Annotated in this window: 18 protein-coding genes and 1 tRNA gene; 10 read left to right on the top strand and 9 right to left on the bottom strand. The window is 66.3% G+C overall.

Features of this window, described 5'->3' with window-relative positions; all coding sequences use genetic code 11:
- Positions 1–7: 7 nt before the first annotated feature.
- Together ispD and FHJ30_RS04375 are read right to left on the bottom strand one after the other, a co-directional pair.
- Positions 8–790, bottom strand: coding sequence for a 2-C-methyl-D-erythritol 4-phosphate cytidylyltransferase (ispD, locus tag FHJ30_RS04380; RefSeq protein ID WP_139028055.1), 783 nt, complete (start codon positions 788–790; stop codon positions 8–10).
- Between the two features lie 127 nt (positions 791–917).
- Positions 918–1,400 (bottom strand): CarD family transcriptional regulator, encoded by a 483-nt coding sequence (locus FHJ30_RS04375; RefSeq protein WP_011690592.1) that lies wholly within the window; start codon positions 1,398–1,400, stop codon positions 918–920.
- Positions 1,401–1,658: 258 nt separating this feature from the next.
- Between FHJ30_RS04375 and FHJ30_RS04370 the strand changes: the two genes are divergently transcribed.
- Positions 1,659–2,219 carry a hypothetical protein gene (locus FHJ30_RS04370; protein ID WP_139028053.1) on the top strand — a complete coding sequence of 187 codons (561 nt, stop codon included), beginning with the start codon at positions 1,659–1,661 and terminating at the stop codon, positions 2,217–2,219.
- Positions 2,220–2,317: 98 nt separating this feature from the next.
- Here the strand turns inward: FHJ30_RS04370 and FHJ30_RS04365 are convergent, their stop codons facing one another.
- Both FHJ30_RS04365 and FHJ30_RS04360 read right to left on the bottom strand, forming a co-directional pair.
- Complete coding sequence (locus FHJ30_RS04365) at positions 2,318–2,998, bottom strand: response regulator transcription factor (RefSeq protein WP_104996825.1); 681 nt, start codon at positions 2,996–2,998, stop codon at positions 2,318–2,320.
- On the bottom strand, positions 2,995–4,251 hold the full coding sequence (locus FHJ30_RS04360) for a cell wall metabolism sensor histidine kinase WalK (RefSeq protein WP_139028084.1): 1,257 nt from the start codon (positions 4,249–4,251) through the stop codon (positions 2,995–2,997). Before FHJ30_RS04360 ends, FHJ30_RS04365 begins: the two co-directional genes overlap by 4 nt.
- A gap of 205 nt (positions 4,252–4,456) precedes the next feature.
- On the opposite strand from FHJ30_RS04360, the gene phoU reads away from it, so the two are divergent.
- A complete protein-coding gene (phoU, locus tag FHJ30_RS04355; RefSeq protein WP_139028052.1) occupies positions 4,457–5,119 on the top strand; it encodes a phosphate signaling complex protein PhoU in 663 nt (220 codons plus the stop codon).
- A gap of 69 nt (positions 5,120–5,188) precedes the next feature.
- Here the strand turns inward: phoU and FHJ30_RS04350 are convergent, their stop codons facing one another.
- Positions 5,189–5,935 carry a phosphoglyceromutase gene (locus FHJ30_RS04350; RefSeq protein WP_139028050.1) on the bottom strand — a complete coding sequence of 249 codons (747 nt, stop codon included), beginning with the start codon at positions 5,933–5,935 and terminating at the stop codon, positions 5,189–5,191.
- Positions 5,936–6,031: 96 nt separating this feature from the next.
- Between FHJ30_RS04350 and FHJ30_RS04345 the strand changes: the two genes are divergently transcribed.
- The gene (locus tag FHJ30_RS04345; RefSeq protein WP_171058915.1) at positions 6,032–6,898 is read left to right on the top strand and encodes a class I SAM-dependent methyltransferase; all 867 of its coding nucleotides are present in this window, start codon (positions 6,032–6,034) and stop codon (positions 6,896–6,898) included.
- 1 nt (position 6,899) lies between these two features.
- On the opposite strand, the gene FHJ30_RS04340 is transcribed toward FHJ30_RS04345, so the two are convergent.
- Positions 6,900–7,259 (bottom strand): DUF2516 family protein, encoded by a 360-nt coding sequence (locus FHJ30_RS04340; protein WP_139028048.1) that lies wholly within the window; start codon positions 7,257–7,259, stop codon positions 6,900–6,902.
- Positions 7,260–7,269: 10 nt separating this feature from the next.
- Positions 7,270–8,472 (bottom strand): PLP-dependent aspartate aminotransferase family protein, encoded by a 1,203-nt coding sequence (locus FHJ30_RS04335; protein WP_139028046.1) that lies wholly within the window; start codon positions 8,470–8,472, stop codon positions 7,270–7,272.
- 119 nt (positions 8,473–8,591) lie between these two features.
- Here FHJ30_RS04335 and tmk point away from each other — a divergent pair, with 119 nt between their 5' ends.
- The 5 genes from tmk to FHJ30_RS04310 all read left to right on the top strand — a co-directional run bounded on the left by tmk (position 8,592) and on the right by FHJ30_RS04310 (position 12,978).
- Positions 8,592–9,290 (top strand): dTMP kinase, encoded by a 699-nt coding sequence (gene tmk / locus FHJ30_RS04330; protein WP_139028045.1) that lies wholly within the window; start codon positions 8,592–8,594, stop codon positions 9,288–9,290.
- Positions 9,287–10,429 carry a DNA polymerase III subunit delta' gene (locus tag FHJ30_RS04325; protein ID WP_139028043.1) on the top strand — a complete coding sequence of 381 codons (1,143 nt, stop codon included), beginning with the start codon at positions 9,287–9,289 and terminating at the stop codon, positions 10,427–10,429. Before tmk ends, FHJ30_RS04325 begins: the two co-directional genes overlap by 4 nt.
- A 16-nt stretch (positions 10,430–10,445) precedes the next feature.
- A complete protein-coding gene (locus FHJ30_RS04320) occupies positions 10,446–12,011 on the top strand; it encodes an alpha/beta hydrolase (protein WP_139028041.1) in 1,566 nt (521 codons plus the stop codon).
- A gap of 104 nt (positions 12,012–12,115) precedes the next feature.
- A tRNA-Thr gene (locus FHJ30_RS04315) sits at positions 12,116–12,188 on the top strand.
- Positions 12,189–12,411: 223 nt separating this feature from the next.
- Complete coding sequence (locus FHJ30_RS04310) at positions 12,412–12,978, top strand: hypothetical protein (protein WP_139028039.1); 567 nt, start codon at positions 12,412–12,414, stop codon at positions 12,976–12,978.
- Here FHJ30_RS04310 and FHJ30_RS04305 read toward each other — a convergent pair.
- On the bottom strand, positions 12,975–13,868 hold the full coding sequence (locus FHJ30_RS04305) for a DNA/RNA non-specific endonuclease (protein ID WP_139028037.1): 894 nt from the start codon (positions 13,866–13,868) through the stop codon (positions 12,975–12,977). The two genes, FHJ30_RS04310 and FHJ30_RS04305, sit on opposite strands and share 4 nt — an antisense overlap.
- Before the next feature lie 173 nt (positions 13,869–14,041).
- Between FHJ30_RS04305 and FHJ30_RS04300 the strand changes: the two genes are divergently transcribed.
- Together FHJ30_RS04300 and FHJ30_RS04295 are read left to right on the top strand one after the other, a co-directional pair.
- Complete coding sequence (locus FHJ30_RS04300; protein ID WP_139028035.1) at positions 14,042–14,989, top strand: DUF6454 family protein; 948 nt, start codon at positions 14,042–14,044, stop codon at positions 14,987–14,989.
- A gap of 192 nt (positions 14,990–15,181) precedes the next feature.
- A complete protein-coding gene (locus FHJ30_RS04295) occupies positions 15,182–15,808 on the top strand; it encodes a hypothetical protein (protein ID WP_139028034.1) in 627 nt (208 codons plus the stop codon).
- A gap of 16 nt (positions 15,809–15,824) precedes the next feature.
- Here FHJ30_RS04295 and FHJ30_RS04290 read toward each other — a convergent pair whose 3' ends face one another.
- Positions 15,825–17,420: an alkaline phosphatase gene (locus tag FHJ30_RS04290; RefSeq protein ID WP_139028032.1), complete on the bottom strand. Its 1,596-nt coding sequence runs from the start codon at positions 17,418–17,420 to the stop codon at positions 15,825–15,827.
- Positions 17,421–17,482: the final 62 nt, after the last annotated feature.

The raw sequence follows: 17,482 nt of genomic DNA, 5'->3' as shown, positions 1-17,482 counted from the left end.
TCCATTCCTAGCCTTCCACCCAGCGGGCGCCCAGCGGGCCTTCGAGGAGCCCCTCAGCCAGGATCAGGTCCAACGGCGTGGTGATCTTCAGGGACTGGGTAGACCCCCGGACCACGTGGACGGGGATACCGAGCATTTCCACCAGCATTGCGTCATCGGTGACGGCGTCGGACTCTTTCCGATCCAGTCTCCTTGCAGCTTCATGGGCCTTCAGCAGGGTGCCAAGGTGGAAACCCTGCGGCGTCTGCACCGCACGGAGTTCTTCGCGCGGCGCAGTCCCGGTGACAACCTCCGGGGCCAGTTCGCTGTCCGTGCCGGTGGTGGCGGCCACCGTCTTGACGGTGTCCACTACCGCTACGGCAGGGATGACCGCCGCGGCCCCTGCGGCCAAGGCGTCCGCGACACGGTGGAAGACCGACTCGGGAGTCAGTGCGCGCGCGGCGTCGTGCACCAGCACCGCCTCTATGCCGTCCATCAGGGCCGCCAGGCCGGCCCGGACGGAATCCGCGCGGGTGCTGCCGCCGTCGACGATGGAAAGAAGCGGGCCGCCGTCGGCCAGTTCCTGCCGGAAGTCCTCGCACAGGCTGCGGAGGGCGTCGTCTCCGGGGGGCAACGCAATGCACACCTGGCTGCCGGCGCCGGACGCAACGATGCCTCGCAGGGCATGCATCAGGATCGGTTCGCCGCCCAAAGGGACCGCTGCCTTGGGCATGCCGTAACCCAGTCTCTGCCCCGAACCTGCTGCCACCAGGATCACCGCGGTGACCAGGCGGGTGGGTGTTTCGCTCATGCGGACTAGCCTACGTGCCTGCAGGGCGACGGCGCCTGAAGACCCCTGTTCCCAAGGACCTCTTTTGGGCGAAAATTTGGGCAAAAAGAAGCCCCGGCGGCACTTAGGTGCCACCGGGGTTCAATTCTTAGGAAGCCAGGACCTCGTCGAGAACGCTTGCAGCCTTCTCTTCGTCGGTCTTTTCAGCCAGCGCCAGTTCTGAAATCAGAATCTGCCGGGCCTTGGCCAGCATTCGCTTCTCGCCTGCGGAAAGGCCCCGGTCGTGATCCCGGCGCCACAGGTCGCGGACGACCTCTGCAACCTTGATGACGTCACCGGAAGCAAGCTTCTCCAGATTTGCCTTGTACCTACGCGACCAGTTGGTGGGCTCTTCGGTGAACTCGGCACGAAGCACATCAAACACGTGCTCCAGGCCTTCCTTGCCCACTACGTCCCGAACCCCAACAAGGTCAACGTTCTCTGCTGGAACTTCAATGGTCAGATCACCCTGAGCCACCTTGAGCTTGAGATACATTTTCTCTTCGCCCTTGATGGTGCGCATCTTGATTTCTTCAATCTTCGCAGCACCGTGGTGAGGGTAAACTACTGTCTCGCCGACCTCAAATACCATGTGGACATTTCCCCTTTCCCGCTGACCAGTTTATCACGATTCAGGCATATGACCGGCCCGGAAGAGGGCGTCGAACCGCAGAAATACGCGGAAAACGGGCCAAATCGGGCCCCTTCAACCCCTTGACGAACGCGGATAATAGTGCATGTGCCCGGTCCTGGGGAAGGCCGATGTGACAGCGCCGAATCCTCGTTTGGCCTGCTTTGCGGATAGGCTATGCGTGATTAATGTTTCAAGACTCTTTGAGGAGTACGCGACGTGCGTTTCACTGCGACGACCCGGGCCCAGCGCGGCAAACTGGCACTGACGGCAGCCGCCCTTGGCGTGGGCCTGCTGACCGCCGGCTGCGGTTACATCACGCCCCAGCAGACCAGCGAACAGTACGCTGCATCGGACGGCATCGTCACCGACCTCGGCCCGATCCAGCTGCGGAATATCCTGATCATTTCGTCCGGCGAGGACCAGCCCGGCCGCCTGATCGGCGCCGTCTACAACTCCTCTTCCCGTGACGTGACCCTGACGGTCAACGGCGCAAAGGGCTCCCAAACCGAGGTTCCGGTCAAGGCGAACTCCTACACGCTGCTCAACGACAGCTCTGACGAGGCCATCCTCAGCACCACCGGAGGAATCCCGGGCTCCCTCGTGGATGTCAAGATTTCCGAAGACGGAACCAACACCAGCAACACGGTGAAGGTCCCCGTCCTGGACGCCACGCTCCCTGAGTACAAGGAGTACCTGCCAGCCGGCAGCACCCCGTCGCCGAGCACATCGGCGCCGTCGCCGTCGGCTTCGGAAAGCGCAGGCGGGACCGGCCACTAAGGCTGGGGGCTGCGCCCGCTGTTGACACAGGAAAAGGAGGGGCCGGGCGGCCCCTCCTTTTTTATGTCCTCCTGCCGTGTCTCAGACAGGCTGCCTTTCTAGGGCTCGAACTTGTAGCCAAGCCCCCGGACGGTGACCAGGAACCGCGGCGCCGAGGGGTCCGGCTCGATCTTTCCGCGAAGCCGCTTCACGTGGACATCGAGGGTCTTGGTGTCTCCCACATAGTCTGAACCCCAGACCCGATCTATGAGCTGGCCGCGGGTCAGCACCCGGCCCGAATTACGCAGGAGCATCTCGAGGAGCTCGAACTCCTTCAGCGGCAGCAGCACCTGCTCGCCGCCCACGCTGACCACGTGCCGTTCAATGTCCATCCGGACCGGCCCGGCCTGGACGGTGGAGGAAATGAGTTCCTCCGGTTCGCCCTGGCGCCGCAGCACTGCCCTGACCCTGGCCACCAGCTCGCGGGAGGAGTAGGGCTTGGTGACGTAGTCGTCAGCGCCGAGTTCCAGCCCCACCACCTTGTCGATCTCCGCGTCCTTGGCCGTCAGCATGATCACCGGGACGCTGGAACGCTGGCGGAGCTGGCGGCACACCTCCGTGCCGGAGAGTCCGGGCAGTTGCAGGTCCAGCAGCACCAGGTCCGCCCCGTTCCGGTCGAACTCGGTGATGGCGTCCAGGCCGTTGTCCACGACCTCCACCTCAAAGCCTTCCTTGCCCAGCAAATAGGACAAGGGATCGCTGAACGATTCCTCATCTTCAACAATCAAGATCCTGCTCAAGCGTTTGCTCCTCGTTCGGTGGCGCCTGCGGCGCCGGGTACTTGGGTAACAGCTGGCTTTTCGGACCCTGCCATCCCCGCCCGTGCGGTACCGGCAGCGGGGGTGGCGGCAGGAGGTGTCTCTTCCCCGCCTTCCTGGCCTTCCATTTCGGGAAGCCGGAGGGTGAACGTGGAGCCCTGGCCTGGCTGCGACCAGAGGGTCACTTCCCCGCCGTGGTTGGACGCGACGTGCTTGACGATGCTCAGTCCCAGGCCTGTCCCGCCGGTGTGGCGGGAGCGGGCCGAATCCACCCGGTAGAAGCGTTCAAAGACGCGTTCCTGGTCCTCGGGGCTGAGTCCCTCGCCCTGGTCCGTCACCGAGATGGACACCAGCCCTTCCCTGCTGCGGACGCCGATCCCCACCCGGGTGTTCTCCGGCGAGTACCTGATGGCGTTGTCGATCAGGTTCCGCAGCGCGGTCACCAGCAGGTCCTGGTCCCCGAAGACCTTCGCTTCGGTCCGGCCGCCCACCACAATGCGGATGTTCTTGCTCTCCGCGGGCAGCTGGGACCGGTCCACCGCCTCGGCGATCACGGCGTTGACGTCAACCGGGCGGCCCTGCTGGGTGACGCTTGCGCCCTGCAGCCGGGAGAGCTCGATGATGTCCTGCACCAATGCGGCGAGCCGGCCGGATTCCTTGTGCATGCGCTTGGCGAAACGCCGGACGGCCAGTTCGTCGTCAGCCGAGGACTCCAAGGCTTCGGCCAGCAGGGAAATGGCACCGACGGGGGTCTTCAGTTCGTGGGAAACGTTAGCCACGAAGTCATTCCGGATCTCTTCCGTCCGGGTGATCTCGGTGCGGTCGTCCGCGAGCAGCAGGATGTATTCCTCACCGAGCATTGCCGCGCGGACCTGGACGATGATGGTTCCCTGGCCGAGCGGGCCTCGGGGAAGTTCCAGCTGCCGCTCCAGGATGACACCGTCGCGGCGGACCCCGGCGGTCATGTCCAGCAGTTCCTTGTGGACCACTGTGTGGCCGCGGACCAGGCCGTAGGCGTACGCTGCCGGGTTGGCACGGACCACACCGTCCACCGCGTCCACCACCACAAAGGCGCGTCCGACGACGGCAAGCACCTCTGCGGCGCCCGCCGGCAGCGCGAGCTCCCCGGCGTCCACGTCCAGCAGTTGCCGCTGTTTCTCGCTGACCCGGAACGCGAGCACGCCGAACGTACCGAGCGCCAGGCCGATAAGGCCGGCCACCAGGCCGATAAGCATAGGATCCACAGCTCCACCTTATGCTGTAGGGGAAGGCTAATCGGCGCGTCCCGGCCCCTCGGCAGGACGGTTCAACTAACGTTCACCTGCAAGGGCTTAACCGTTTACCGAACTTTGGCAGTGTAGGCAGTTGGAGTGCCGAACGGCGACGCGATTTCTGCTGCCCGGACCGGGCAGCCAGGAGTTATAAGGAAAGGACGCCTACGTGCGTAAGGTTTTTCAGGAAGAGCTGACCCAGGTCGGTGAACAGCTGGTGGAGATCTCCCGGCTGGTCAGCGAGGCCATTGACAAAGCCACCACCTCCTTCGAAGTGGCGGACGTAGACCTTGCGCAGGACGTCATAGCCGCGGATGCCCGCATCGACTTCCTGCAGAACAGCCTGGACGAGCGGGCAATCGACATCCTCGCCCTGCAGGGCCCCGTAGCCAGCGACCTCCGGATGATCGTGGGCTCGCTGCGGATGAGCGCATCCCTCGAGCGCATGGGAGACCTTGCCCGGCACATCGCCCAACTGGCCCGCCTGCGCTTCCCCTCCACCGTCATCCCCGAATCCATGACCGGCACGTTCAAGCGCATGGCCGAGCTGGACAAGGAAATTGCGGACAAGCTGACGGTCCTGCTGGAAACCCGCGACCTTGAAGTGGCCCGGGACATCCTGAAGGCGAACACCGCCATCAACGATCTCCACCTCAGCGTGTTCAAGGCCATCGCAGCGCCCGAATGGTCCGAGTCGCCGGCAACCACGGTGGACGTCGCACTCGCGAGCCGGTACTTTGAACGCTTCGCGGACCACGGTGTCTCGGTGGCGCAGAAGGTCACCTACCTCGTGACGGGTGCCTGGCAGCCTAACGGCATCGAACACAGCTGACCCTGCAGAACATACGACGGCGGGCTGGTCACCGAAAAGTGACCAGCCCGCCGTCGTATGTTCAATGACTTATTTTTTGCCTTGGTTGGCGACCGCGAGGATGGCCTGTTCCGCGGCTTCCGGGTCAAGGTAGGTGCCGCCCGGCTTGATCGGCTGGAAGTCCTCGTCAAGGTCATAGACCAGCGGGATGCCGGTGGGGATGTTCAGGCCGGCGATGGCTTCGTCGCTGATGCCGTCCAGGTGCTTGACCAGTGCACGCAAGGAGTTGCCGTGCGCGGTGACCAGGACGGTCTTGCCCGCCTTGAGGTCTTCCTTGATGTCCGATTCCCAGTACGGCAGGAGGCGGACCAGGACGTCCTTCAGGCACTCGGTGCGGGGAAGGGCGTCGCCGAGGTCTGCGTAGCGGGGGTCGTGCGCCTGGGAGAACTCGGAGTCGTCGTCCAGGGGCGGCGGCGGGGTGTCGTAGGAGCGGCGCCATTCCATGAACTGTTCCTCGCCGTACTCGGCGAGGGTCTGTGCCTTGTCCTTGCCCTGCAGCGCACCGTAGTGGCGTTCGTTGAGCCGCCAGTCGCGCTTGACCGGGATCCAGCCGCGGTCCGCCTTGTCCAGGGCGATGTTCGCCGTGTTGATGGCCCGCTTCAGGAGGGAGGTGTAGAGGATGTCCGGGAGAACATTGTTCTCAACCAGCAACTCCCCTCCGCGTGCTGCTTCCGCGCGGCCCTGGTCGTTGAGGTCAACGTCCACCCAGCCGGTGAAGAGGTTTTTGGCGTTCCATTCGCTGTGGCCGTGGCGCAGCAGAATCAGCTTGTAAGTCATGATTTTCATCCTAGCCGAGCGCCGCGGCCGTCCGCCCAGCGTTACAAGCGAAGGCCGGTTAGGCGTCACCTGTTGGTGCAGGGATAAGGTTGGGCGGTGGTGCAAAAGGCTGAACGGGTAACCGCCCCGCAGATCCCGGGCAGGAATACCGGCAGGCCGGGCAGGCCGGGCAGGCCGGTTGGCAACATTACCCGCGGCACCACCAACCCCAACCGGATGCGCCGGGTGGACCGCTGGCTGACGGGACCTCAGGCCTGGCGGCTCCGGAACGCGGCGGACCCCCTGGTGGTGGACCTGGGCTACGGCGCTACGCCGGCCACCGCCGTCGAGCTTTATGAACGGCTTTCTGCCGTCCGCGGGGACGTGCAGGTCTTTGGAATCGAAATCGAACCGGAACGCGTGGGCGCAGCCGTTCCTTTGGAGCGGCCCGGACTCAGCTTCCGCGTGGGCGGCTTCGAACTGCCGGTGCCTGGCCGGCCCGTCCTGGTGCGCGCGTTCAACGTCCTGCGGCAGTACGAGGAAGCGGACGTGGCCGGAATCTGGCGGCTGGTGCAGGACCGGCTGGCTCCCGGCGGCCTGTTAATCGACGGCACCTGCGACGAAATCGGGCGGCGGGTCACCTGGGTGGCGCTGGACGCGGACCGGCCGCTGTTCCTGAGCATCTCGGTTAGGTTCGGCAGCTTCCTCCTTCCCTCCGACGTTGCCGAAAGGTTGCCCAAGGCGCTCATCCACCGCAACGTTCCGGGCCAACCGGTGCACGCCCTCATGCAGGCCATGGACCGGGCCTGGCTGGAGTGCGCGCCGCTGGCGTCTTTCGGAAACAGGCAGCGCTGGCAGGGTATGTGCCGGAGCCTGCGGGACGCTGGCTGGCCGGTCCATGACGGGCCTTCGCGGTGGCGGCTCGGGGAGCTCACCGTGGACTGGGAGGCGGTGGCACCCCTGGCCGGCGGGGGCGCCGGCTAAGTCACCAGGGGCCGTAGGGCCCCGTGTTGCGGCTTCCGCCGCGGCCGGCATCCTTCACGGCCGGCCGCACGTCAGCCAGGTAAACGGAGGCAGCGACGACGGCGGCGAGTCCGAACAGCCCGAAGGTTCCGAAGAATGCGCCGCCACCGCCGGTGTACAGCGAGAGGGCGCCGACCAGGGCCGCGCCGCCGGTCAGGGCCAGCCAGAAAGTCTTGGTCCGCTTGCCCGTGGCCTCGAACGCGTTTGCACGGTGCCGGGCACAGTCCGCCACCGCCCAGAGCTCCAGGCCCAGCGCAACCAGGGCAAGGATAAAGAACAGGGCCTTCTCAACGGGCTGGATGATAACGAGTTCAACGTCCACAAGCCCAAGCCTAGCCGTCCAGCGATTCCAGCGCCTGCTTCACGTCGGCCCAGAGGTCCTCCACGTTCTCGATTCCCACACTGAGCCGGACCAGGTTCTCCGGGACGCTGTCCGGCTCAGCCGTGTGCCGCCGTCGGCGTTCAATGAGCGACTCCACCCCGCCCAGTGAGGTGGCGGGCAGCCACAGCTGGACTGCGCCCACCAGCTTGTCGGCGGCATCCGCGCCGCTCATTCCCCCGGCCGGGCTGACCTGGATGCAGACAATGGACCCAAAGCCCTTCATCTGCGCCTTGGCGCGTTCATGGCCAGGATCCGCGGCCAGGCCCGGGAACCGGATGGACTCGACAGCAGGGTGGTTGCCAAGGCGCTCTGCCAGGACCATTGCCGAAGCCTGTGACCGTTCAATCCGCAGCGCCAGCGTCCTCAGCCCGCGTAGGGCCAGCCACGCTTCGAACGGCCCCGCAATGGCGCCGTGGACAATCCGGTGATGGAGCAGCGCGGAGCGGATGTCCGGGTTGGAGGTGACCAGGGCGCCAAGGACGACGTCGGAATGGCCAGCAAGGTACTTGGTCACCGAGTGCAGGACGACGTCGGATCCCAGCAGCAGGGGCTGCTGCACCAGGGGCGTGGAGAAAGTATTGTCCGTGACGACGATGGCCCCGACTGCGTGGGCGGCGTCGGTGAGGGCGGCGACATCCGCAATGCCGAGCATCGGGTTGGTAGGGCTTTCGAGCCACAGCATCGCAGCCGGCCGTGCTTCCGGCCCCGCAGCCTGGCTGTTGGGGGCGAGGGCCTCCCGGACGGCGCCGGTGTCCGCAATGTCCACGGTCCGGAGCTCGATGAAGCCCTTTTGCGCGAGTTCAGCGGCCATGACCAGCGAGCCAGAGTAGCTGTGCGTGGGCATGACCAGAACCCCCCCGGCGGGGATCAGGGAGAGGGCCGAGCTGACGGCCGCCAGCCCTGACGCATAGAGAAGGCCCGGCAGTTCGGAGCCCTCCAGCTGGCCAAGGGCCTCTTCGAAGGGGTCCCAAGTGGGGTTGGAATACCGGCCGTAGCCGCGGTCGCCGTCGCCCAGCGCACCCGTACCGAAGTAGGTGGAGGAAAGGACGATCGGCGGGTTGACCGGCTGGTCCCGTTCCCGTGGGGGCCGTCCGGCCGCAACCACCACCGTCTCGGCTGACAGGGCCGCCGCCTGCTGTTCGGAAAGACTCATGGTGAAAGCGTACTGTCCGCCGGTGACGGCCCCGAAAGCTGTTACCCGCCGGTGTGGATCCCCCGCCTGAATCCACAGCTGAATCGGGAATTGTCAGCGTGGGTCGGTAGGCTTGGGTGGTGAGCAAACAGAGGGCCGGCCTTTTCATCGCGTTCGAGGGCGGCGACGGGGCGGGCAAGTCCACGCAGGCCGCGCGCCTTGCCGAAACCCTCGAAGCACGTGGCCTGGCCGTCCTGCGCACCCGCGAGCCGGGCGGGACCCCCATTGGCGAGAAACTGCGCTCCCTTGTACTGGACCACGGGCACGGTGACATTGATGCTCATACGGAGGCCCTGATTTTTGCCGCTTCCCGTGCAGCACATGCAAGCCAGGTGATCCGGCCGGCGCTTGAACGCGGCGAAATCGTCCTGACGGACCGGTACATCGATTCGTCGGTGGCCTACCAGGGAGCAGGACGAGCCTTGGGTGAGGACGCGGTGCGGTCCCTTAACGAGTGGGCCACTTCCGGCCTCCAGCCACACCTCACCGTCCTGCTGGACGTTGACCCGGCGGTGGGCCGCCGCCGCCGGACTGCCGGCGATGCCGCGGAGGACCGCCTGGAGTCTGAAGCCGACGAATTCCACATCCGGATCCGTGAGGCCTTCCTGGAACTGGCGCGCCGGCGCCCGGAGTCCTACCTCGTGCTGCCCGCCCATGATTCCGTCAGCGAGCTGTCCTCCCGGATCCTCGAACGGGTGGATACCCTTCTCGCGGTGCAGGACGAAGCGCCCGCAGGTGTCTCCCACGGCCGGGCCACGGCGGTCGGGGGCGGCTCGTGACGGTGTGGGACGACCTCCAGGGCCAGCCCGCCGTCGTCGAACAGTTGCGGCAGGCCTCAAGCGGCGAAGGGCTGACGCACGCATGGCTTTTCACCGGCCCGCCGGGTTCCGGGCGGTCCAACGCGGCCAAGGCGTTTGCCGCCGCACTGAACTGCGACCAGGAGGACGTCAGCCAGCGCGGCTGCGGAAGCTGCGCCGCCTGCCTGACCATCCTCGGCGAAACCCATTCGGACGTCACGTTTGTCCGCACCGAGAAGGTCACCATCACCATCGACGAAGCCCGTGAACTGGTGGCTACCGCCGGCAACCGGCCCTCGGCAGGCCGCTGGCGGATCATCGTGGTGGAGGACGCCGACCGCATGGCCGAGCGCACCACCAACGTCCTGCTCAAGGCCATCGAGGAACCCACCCCCCGGACGGTGTGGATGCTGTGCGCACCGTCCCCGGCCGACGTCCTGGTGACCATCCGCTCGCGCTGCCGCAGCGTGGCGTTGCGGCTGCCGCCGGCCGCGGACGTTGCCGCCCTGCTGGTGAAGCGCGACGGCGTGGACCCGGCCCTCGCGGAGCGCGCGGCGCGGGCAGCGCAAAGCCACGTGGGCATCGCCCGCCGCCTTGCCCGTGATCCCGCGGCCCGGGAACGCCGGCTGGAAACCGTGCGGTTTCCGCTCGGCCTGCGCGGCGTCACGGCCGCGGTGATGATGGCGGACAAACTCGTCAAGATCGCCACCGCAGAAGCCAACAGCTCCAACGAAGAACGGGACGCTGCGGAGAAGGCAGCCTTGCTGGCTACCCTGGGCGCACCTGAGTCCGGGACGCTCCCGCCTGCCATGCGCAGCCAGGTGAAGCAGCTGGAGGAAGACCAGAAGCGCCGGGCCAAGCGGTCCATCACGGATTCCCTGGACCGGACGCTGACGGATCTCCTCTCTTTCTACCGGGATGTGCTGATCATCCAGCTGGGGAATGCTGTTGAGCTGGTAAACGTTGAGCTGAGGAGCGAACTGGAGGAATTCGCCCGCCGCTCCACGCCGGAATCCACGCTTGCCCGGATGGATGCCATCAACAAAGCCCGCGAACGCATCACCACCACCAACGTTGCACCGCTGTTGACCATTGAGTCCATGGCAGCCAGCCTGATCTAGTCCTTCAAGGAGACCGATGACTGCCCGCCCCCTGCCCGCACGGCCGCGATCCGTGGCGATAGGCGTCCGCGCCCTTGGTGCCATGGTCCTGGCCATGGTCCTGGCGTCCTGCAGCCTCCTCAACGGCGGCGAACGCAGCCAGGAGGCTGCCACGGCCAAGGCCGACCCGTCGATCGTGGCCTCTGCGCCTGCCGGGCTGGAGAAGTTCTACTCACAGGAAGTCGTCTGGGAGCCGTGCGAGGGCGAGTTCCAGTGCGCCAAGGTGGCAGTGCCCATGGACTACGGCAACCCCGACGGCGGGACGATCCAGCTGGCCGCGCTGAGGGCTTCGAGCACGGGGAAGAAGACGGGCAGCCTGCTGGTCAATCCGGGCGGTCCCGGCGCTTCCGGCTATGACTTCGTCAAGGACGCCGCCGGCACCCATTTCTCCCAGCCTGTTCGCGATTCGTTCGACCTCGTGGGCTTCGATCCCCGCGGCGTGAAGCGCTCCGCCCCCGTGACCTGCATGACGGACGCGGAACGGGACGCGGCCAGGGCGAAGGTCTACGCCATGGAAACGGATCCCGGCCTGGCTGCCGCCCTGGCGGACAACAAAGCGATCGCCGCGCAGTGCGGTGAGCAGACCGGCTCGTTGCTGGGGCACATCGACACCGTCAGCTCCGCGAAGGACCTGGACATCCTCCGTGCCGTGGTCAACGATGCAAAGCTAAACTACCTCGGGTACTCCTACGGCACCTTCCTGGGGTCCACCTACGCTTCCCTCTTCCCTGAGAATGTGGGCCGGATGGTCCTCGACGGTGCCCTGGACCCCTCCATCAGCTATGAGGAGCTGACCAGCGGACAAGCCCGCGCCTTCGAGAAGGCAATCCGGGCATACGTAGCCAGCTGCCAGGCCCAGGACGGATGCCCGCTGACCGGGGACGTGGATACGGGCGTCCAGCAGATCCGCGACCTGATCGCCGCCGTCCAGCAGACTCCCCGCACGGCCAAGGACGGGCGTGTAGTCAATGCCACCATCTTCGTGAGCGGCCTCATCACGCCGCTGTACAACGACCAGAGCTGGCCCGCCCTGACACAGGCTCTGGAAGCGGCAATGACGGGAGACGTGAGCCTCATGCTGCGGCTCGCGGACCTCGGCGCGGACCGGTCCTCCGACGGGACGTACACATCCAATTCCACTTTTGCGTTCAACGCCATCAACTGCCTTGACTACCCCATGGTGTCCGATACCGCCGGGATGCGTGCGGAACAGCAGCGCCTGACGCAGGACTCCCCCACCTTCGGGTATTTCTTTGCCTACGGCGGCACCAACTGCGTCGACTGGCCGTATCCGAACGTGCGCACGCCCGCCCCCGTGGAATACGACGGCGCATCCACCATCGTGGTAATCGGCACCACCGGGGACCCCGCCACGCCGGTGGAGTGGGCGTCATCGTTGCGCAAGCAACTGGGCAACGCTGCACTTATGACCTGGAAAGGCGAAGGCCACACCGCATACGGCCGGTCCAACGGCTGCATCGAGGATGCGGTTGACGCCTACCTCGTCCGCGGGCAGGTTCCCGCGGACAACACGGTGTGCTGAAGGCCTAAGGCTGTACCCGGCCGCCCATTTTGACCCGGGCGCTGGGACTCTATTACAGTTGACTCTTGCATGAGGCGCCCGGTTCCGCCGGAGATTCATGCGGTGCTTCCTTAGCTCAGTCGGTAGAGCGTTTCACTCGTAATGAAAAGGTCATCAGTTCGATTCTGATAGGAAGCTCGGGATAAACCCCCTAGAAATCAAGGTTTCTAGGGGGTTTTTCGCTGGTTTAAGAGCCAATCTGGATTGCCGGGCAGTCCGCGGTTTCCGTCACCCCCTGCGCCAAGGGCCGCTTTCCCGCCTTAATCGGTGCTGGCGCCCCCGGGGCTCTTTACAGCCGGCAGGCCTGCCCCGCATTCTGGTGTGAAGGCCCAAGCAGCGGGGCCCCGGACAGGAGACCGGCATGGTTGATTCCACAGGCTTCCTCGGGCGCGCATTCCATCGAAACACCACCGCAGCCCCGCCCCTGGCCGATTTACTGCCGGCGCCAGGCCGGGAGTTGCGAACGCGGTTTGAACCCCGCTTTGCGGAGCTTGTGGGTGCTGTCGTGGCGACGCTCCGCGTCGCCGGAAAGACGCCCGTACCGGTCAGCGATCCCCATGGGCGGCAATGGGCCCCCGCCTACATTCTGGGCAGGCTGGAGCACGAGCAAGACCTAACGGATGCTGCTTCCAGCCTGGCAGTCGCGGAAGTGGTGGTGGACGGTTCGGGCCGCATGGTCCGCAACCATCCGGTGCAAGTGATCCGCGGTGCACATAAGCTCCTGCCCGTCAGCTGCCCGAGCCTGGCCGACCGCTACGAACAGTTCATCCTCGCCGTACGGATGGGCGAGGAACCGCGGGGCGATGCCATGGTCCTGACACGGCACGGGGACCTGATGATCACAGGCCCCGGCCTGGCACCCATTGCCGTGGCCGACTACCTGAACGGCCTCTGCCGTTCCGCCGTCGGGCGCGCTGTGGCCTTTTAGTCCGCCAGGTCGAAGTCGAGATCCAGGTCTTCCATCGCCGCCAGCTCCCGCCAGGTTGATCCGACCGTAGCTGCTCCGAGCGTCGCTGCGATCGGCATGCGGTCAGCGGCAATCAGCTGGCGCAGGTCCAGGCCGGTCAGCTCTGCGATGTCCCGGATGGGTGCCTGGAAGGTGCGGAACGGGCCGAGGGGCGGGGGGTCGTCAAGGGCGCCGGGCCGCGGCACGTCCGGCATTTCCGCCAGCTGCGGAGTCTGGTCCACCACGTAGCCGGCGGCGGCCAGTTCGCCCTCATGGATAAAGGCCGCGACCTTGAAGAACCGCAGCGGGATGTCCACCCCGCGGTAAACAGGATCGACGTCGCTGAAGATCGGACCGGTGAAGACCACGATCCGCCGTCGGTGCCCTGCGGCATGGTCCAGCAGGTAGGACTCCATCCCGAGCCACAGTTCCAGGCCCTGGTTGAACTTCGCCGCCTGGGGAGCCGCATTGGTGTAGTGGAAAGTGTCCCCGTTTGCCTGCGCCGCCTCGGCACGGGTGTCTCCCCACACAGCTGAGGCACGGCGGACCAGGTGCCCTCTATCGATGTCGTTCCTGGCGTAGACCCGCTCCCCCGTCTGCTGGTCTTCGCGCAGGCGGGGGTCCAGCCGCCAGTTGATCCCGTCCCGGTCCAGGTCCATCAGTTTCCCGCCATCGATTCCAAGCCCGGTCACGGCAGCGAGGCGTTTGTCCAGGCGCATCAGCACGGAGAAGTGGGTGTAGGGCAGCAGGACGGTGTCGGCGCCGGGCAGGCCGGGCAGGGGCACCCGGCGGTCCAGGAAGTCCTCGTCAAGGCCTTTCCTATTGGCAAGGTCCACGGTGGTTGCGGCAGCGGCAGTCAGCAGTTCGTCCATGGGGCGGACCCTACCAGTGACCGGTGACAGGCAGCTGAATCCGGGGTATCGCCGGCTCCGGCCATTGGCTTCACCCTCTCGACACCTGCCGTTGTCTGCCATGCCATCCCGGGCGCCTAGGTTTGATCGGGCGCCCAGCCCCCGGGCACCCCCATCACGCACCTGGAGCAGACATGAAGATGAACCGAGTCCTGGCCATTGCGGCAGTCGCCGCGGCCGCCCTGACAGCCGGAACCTCCGCTGTTGCCACCAACGGGCAGACCCCCAAGGGCCTCACGGCAGAAGCGGAGGCCTTCACCAAGGTAGACCGCAACACCCAGTGGGACCAGGTCCAGAAGCTCAAGCTGGACTTCCCGACCTTCCACCCGCAGGGCATGTCGCTGGTGGGCGACAAGATCTTCCTGAGCAGCGTCGAGATCCTCGAACCGACAGTGCGCTACCCCTCGCCCGTCGACGGCTACGACCGCACACCCGGCAAGGGCCGCGGCCACGTCTTCGTCCTCGACCGGCAGGGAAAGCTGCTGAAAGACATCGTCCTGGGCGAGGACACTGTCTACCACCCGGGAGGCACGGACTTCGACGGTGAGAACGTCTGGGTTCCGGTCGCGGAATACCGGCCCAACAGCAGCTCAATCGTCTACACAATCGATCCTGACACCTACGAGGTCACGGAGCAGTTCCGCCAGGCGGACCACGTGGGCGGGGTCGTCGCCGACCGCAAGACCAACCGAATCAGCGGCGTCAGCTGGGGTTCACGCAAGCTGTTCACCTGGAACAGCCAAGGTGCGCTCCTGGGAACCCAGGCAAACCCCAGCCACTTCATCGACTACCAGGACTGCGAGTATGCCGACGCCGGGCACCAGCTCTGCTCCGGTGTCACCGGCCTCAAGACTGCCGACGGGAAACCGTTCGAGCTCGGCGGCCTCGCCCTGACCGACCTCTCCGACCGAAAGATTGTCCACGAGGTTCCGTTCCAGAAGTTCTCCACCGCCGGGCACTCGATGACCCGCAACCCTGTTGCCCTGGAGTCCGATGGCGGCGTGCTGCGCCTGTTCGCCGCCCCCGACGACGGCGAAGAAGCCGCCGGAACCGAACTCTTCGTGTTCGAGGCCCGTCCCTGAGCCGGTAGGAATCCGTCACTGCGGGAGGGGCCAGGGATTCCCGTCCCCTCCCGCAGCACACCCTGGGGAATGGATCCCGGCCGTAGTGCCGCGGCAGGGCTAGACTGGCCGGACAAGGACGGGTTGGGGGATCCAGGGCGGCACTGCCGCCGTTCCGCTGGTCGGTCGCAGCCAGCAACCCGAGGAACGACCGTGACCTTCTTCCAGGACTTTCCCATCCCGCCGTCCGGCCCAAGGCCGGCCACCCCCAGGTTCGTCCCGCCTCCGTGGGCCTCTCCACCGGCCTACGAACTGCCGGTCGTTGTCCACCTGGGCTCGTTCCTGCACCACAGCCCGGAGATGGTCATGGCAGTCAAAAGTGCCGAGGTGTTCTCCACCGGCTGCTCCTTCAGCCTGTCCTGGATCATTCGCCGCGGCGAAGAAGACGAGGATGACTGGGCCGACAAGCACGCACTGTTCTTCCAGCCGGGCATGCACCTCCGCCGCGGCACCGTACCCTTATCCGGGCTGATGTTTGGCGTCCAGTTCGCCGATGGATCCAAGGCAAGCACGGGAGCCCGCGGTCCCCACGGGTTTATGGGCAGTGACGACGAGCCGGAACCGCCAACCCTTGTCCTGAACAACGGTGGCGGCGGCGGTGGGCCCGATGAGCTGGCGGGCAGCGGCACCCTTTGGCTCTGGCCGCTTCCGCCCGCCGGCAACCTGCGCTTGGTGGCCCAATGGATCGACTTCGGCATGGAGGAGAGTTCGGTAACGCTCGACGGCGGACAGCTGCGGCAGGCCGCGGAGGGCGTGCAGCGGTTCTGGCCGGACGAGTAGCCGGAGGGGGTAGGTGCTAGGAAACCCGCACCGCTCCCGGCGTGCCGTCCGCGACCTCGAACACCGCATGCGTGTACTGCCCTGCGGTCCGGCTGCCCACTCCCGTGGCCATGCGAAGCTCCGTGCGCCAGCGCTCCGGAGTGACCCGGCAACGGACGTAGCCCCGCCTGTCGCCGTCGAAGAATTTGATGTGCGGATTGAACCCGATCATCGGCTCGTAGTACGGCCCGTAGACTGGCACGTCGCCGTTGGTGCTGATGGAGGTCCCGACGAACTCGGTGGCCACAACCGGGGAGTCCGGCCGGTCGAAGTCAAGGTGGACGTCATTGACGAACGTGGAGTGCCAGTCCCCCGTGACGAACACGGCGTTGCGCACGGCCGGCCCGGCGACCACATCCAGCAGCCTCTTGCGGGCCGCCGGAAAGCCATCCCAGGCATCGTGCCACAGCAGCTCACCGGCGGCGCCGTCATGGTCGAGGCGGGAGACCATAACGTTGTTCCCGAGGATGTTCCACCGCACGTCCGAGTCACGCAGGCCGGCGTAGAGCCACTGCTCCTGCTCCGGGCCGAGCATGCTGATGGCGGGGTCGTAGGCCGCTTCGCATGCCTGCGCTTCGCCCCAGCCGCAGGGCGGGGCGTCACGGTACTGCCGCCCATCCAGGACGTCCAGCTGCGCCAGACGGCCGTACCGCAACCGCCGGTAAAGCTGCATGTCCGTGCCCTGGGGCAGCGACCGTGCCCGCAAGGGCTGGTGCTCGTAGTACGCCATGTATGCCGCGGCCCGCACGGCGGTAAAGGCCTGGGTTTGCCCTTCCCATCCTCCGGCGTAGTCATTGCTGACCTCATGGTCGTCCCAGGTGACGATAAACGGGAACCGGGCGTGCGCCGCCTGCAGGTCGGGATCCGACTTGTAGAGGGCGTAGCGGGCCCGCCACTGCTCAAGCGTCTGCGGGGCCGGCTGGGCGGCGGCGGGCACTGGCGTGCGGCGCAGCCCGCCGTCGGCCCCGATCTCGTACTCGTAGACGTAATCGCCCAGGTGCACCACGAAGTCCAGGTCCTCTGCGGCCATGTGGCGGTAGGACGGAAAGAAGCCGTCATCCCACTTCTGGCAGGAGGCGAAGGCGAAATCCAACTGCCTCACATCGGCCCCGGGGGCTGGCAGGGTCTTGGTTCGGCCCACCGGGGACCAGTGGCTACGGAACTTGAACTCGTAGAAATACTCGGTGTCCGGTTCCAGGCCCTCCACCTCCACGTGGACCGAGTGCCCCAACTGCGCCGGGGCGTGTGCACTGCCGTCCCGGACAACATTGCGCATCCCGGCGTCGGTGGCCAGACGCCACTCCACGACGGCGTGGCCCGGGGGCACACCGCCGTCCGGCTCGAACGGTTTCGGGGCCAGGCGGGTCCACAGCACCACCCCGGACGGCGTGGGGTCCCCGGATGCAACGCCGAGCGTGAAGGGATCATCCTTGCTCCGCGCCGGCGTCGCGGCAGCGTCCGCCCTGGTGGCCGGGGCGGTGGCCAGCGCGGCAGCGGCGGAGATACCCGCTACGCCGGAGAGGAAGAGGCGGCGGTCGATCAGACGGGAGTTTCCAGGCAGGATCAGGGGCATGGTGCCAGCGTCCCCCGGAGCCCTGAACAGGAGGTCTCACGCCGGGGACTCCGAGGGAACCC

The organism is Arthrobacter sp. BB-1 (genome assembly GCF_006151685.1).
In the GTDB taxonomy this organism is placed as follows: Bacteria; Actinomycetota; Actinomycetes; order Actinomycetales; family Micrococcaceae; genus Arthrobacter.
Note: the sequence above shows the minus strand (reverse complement) of the source record. Positions and strands in the feature narration are given on the sequence as shown.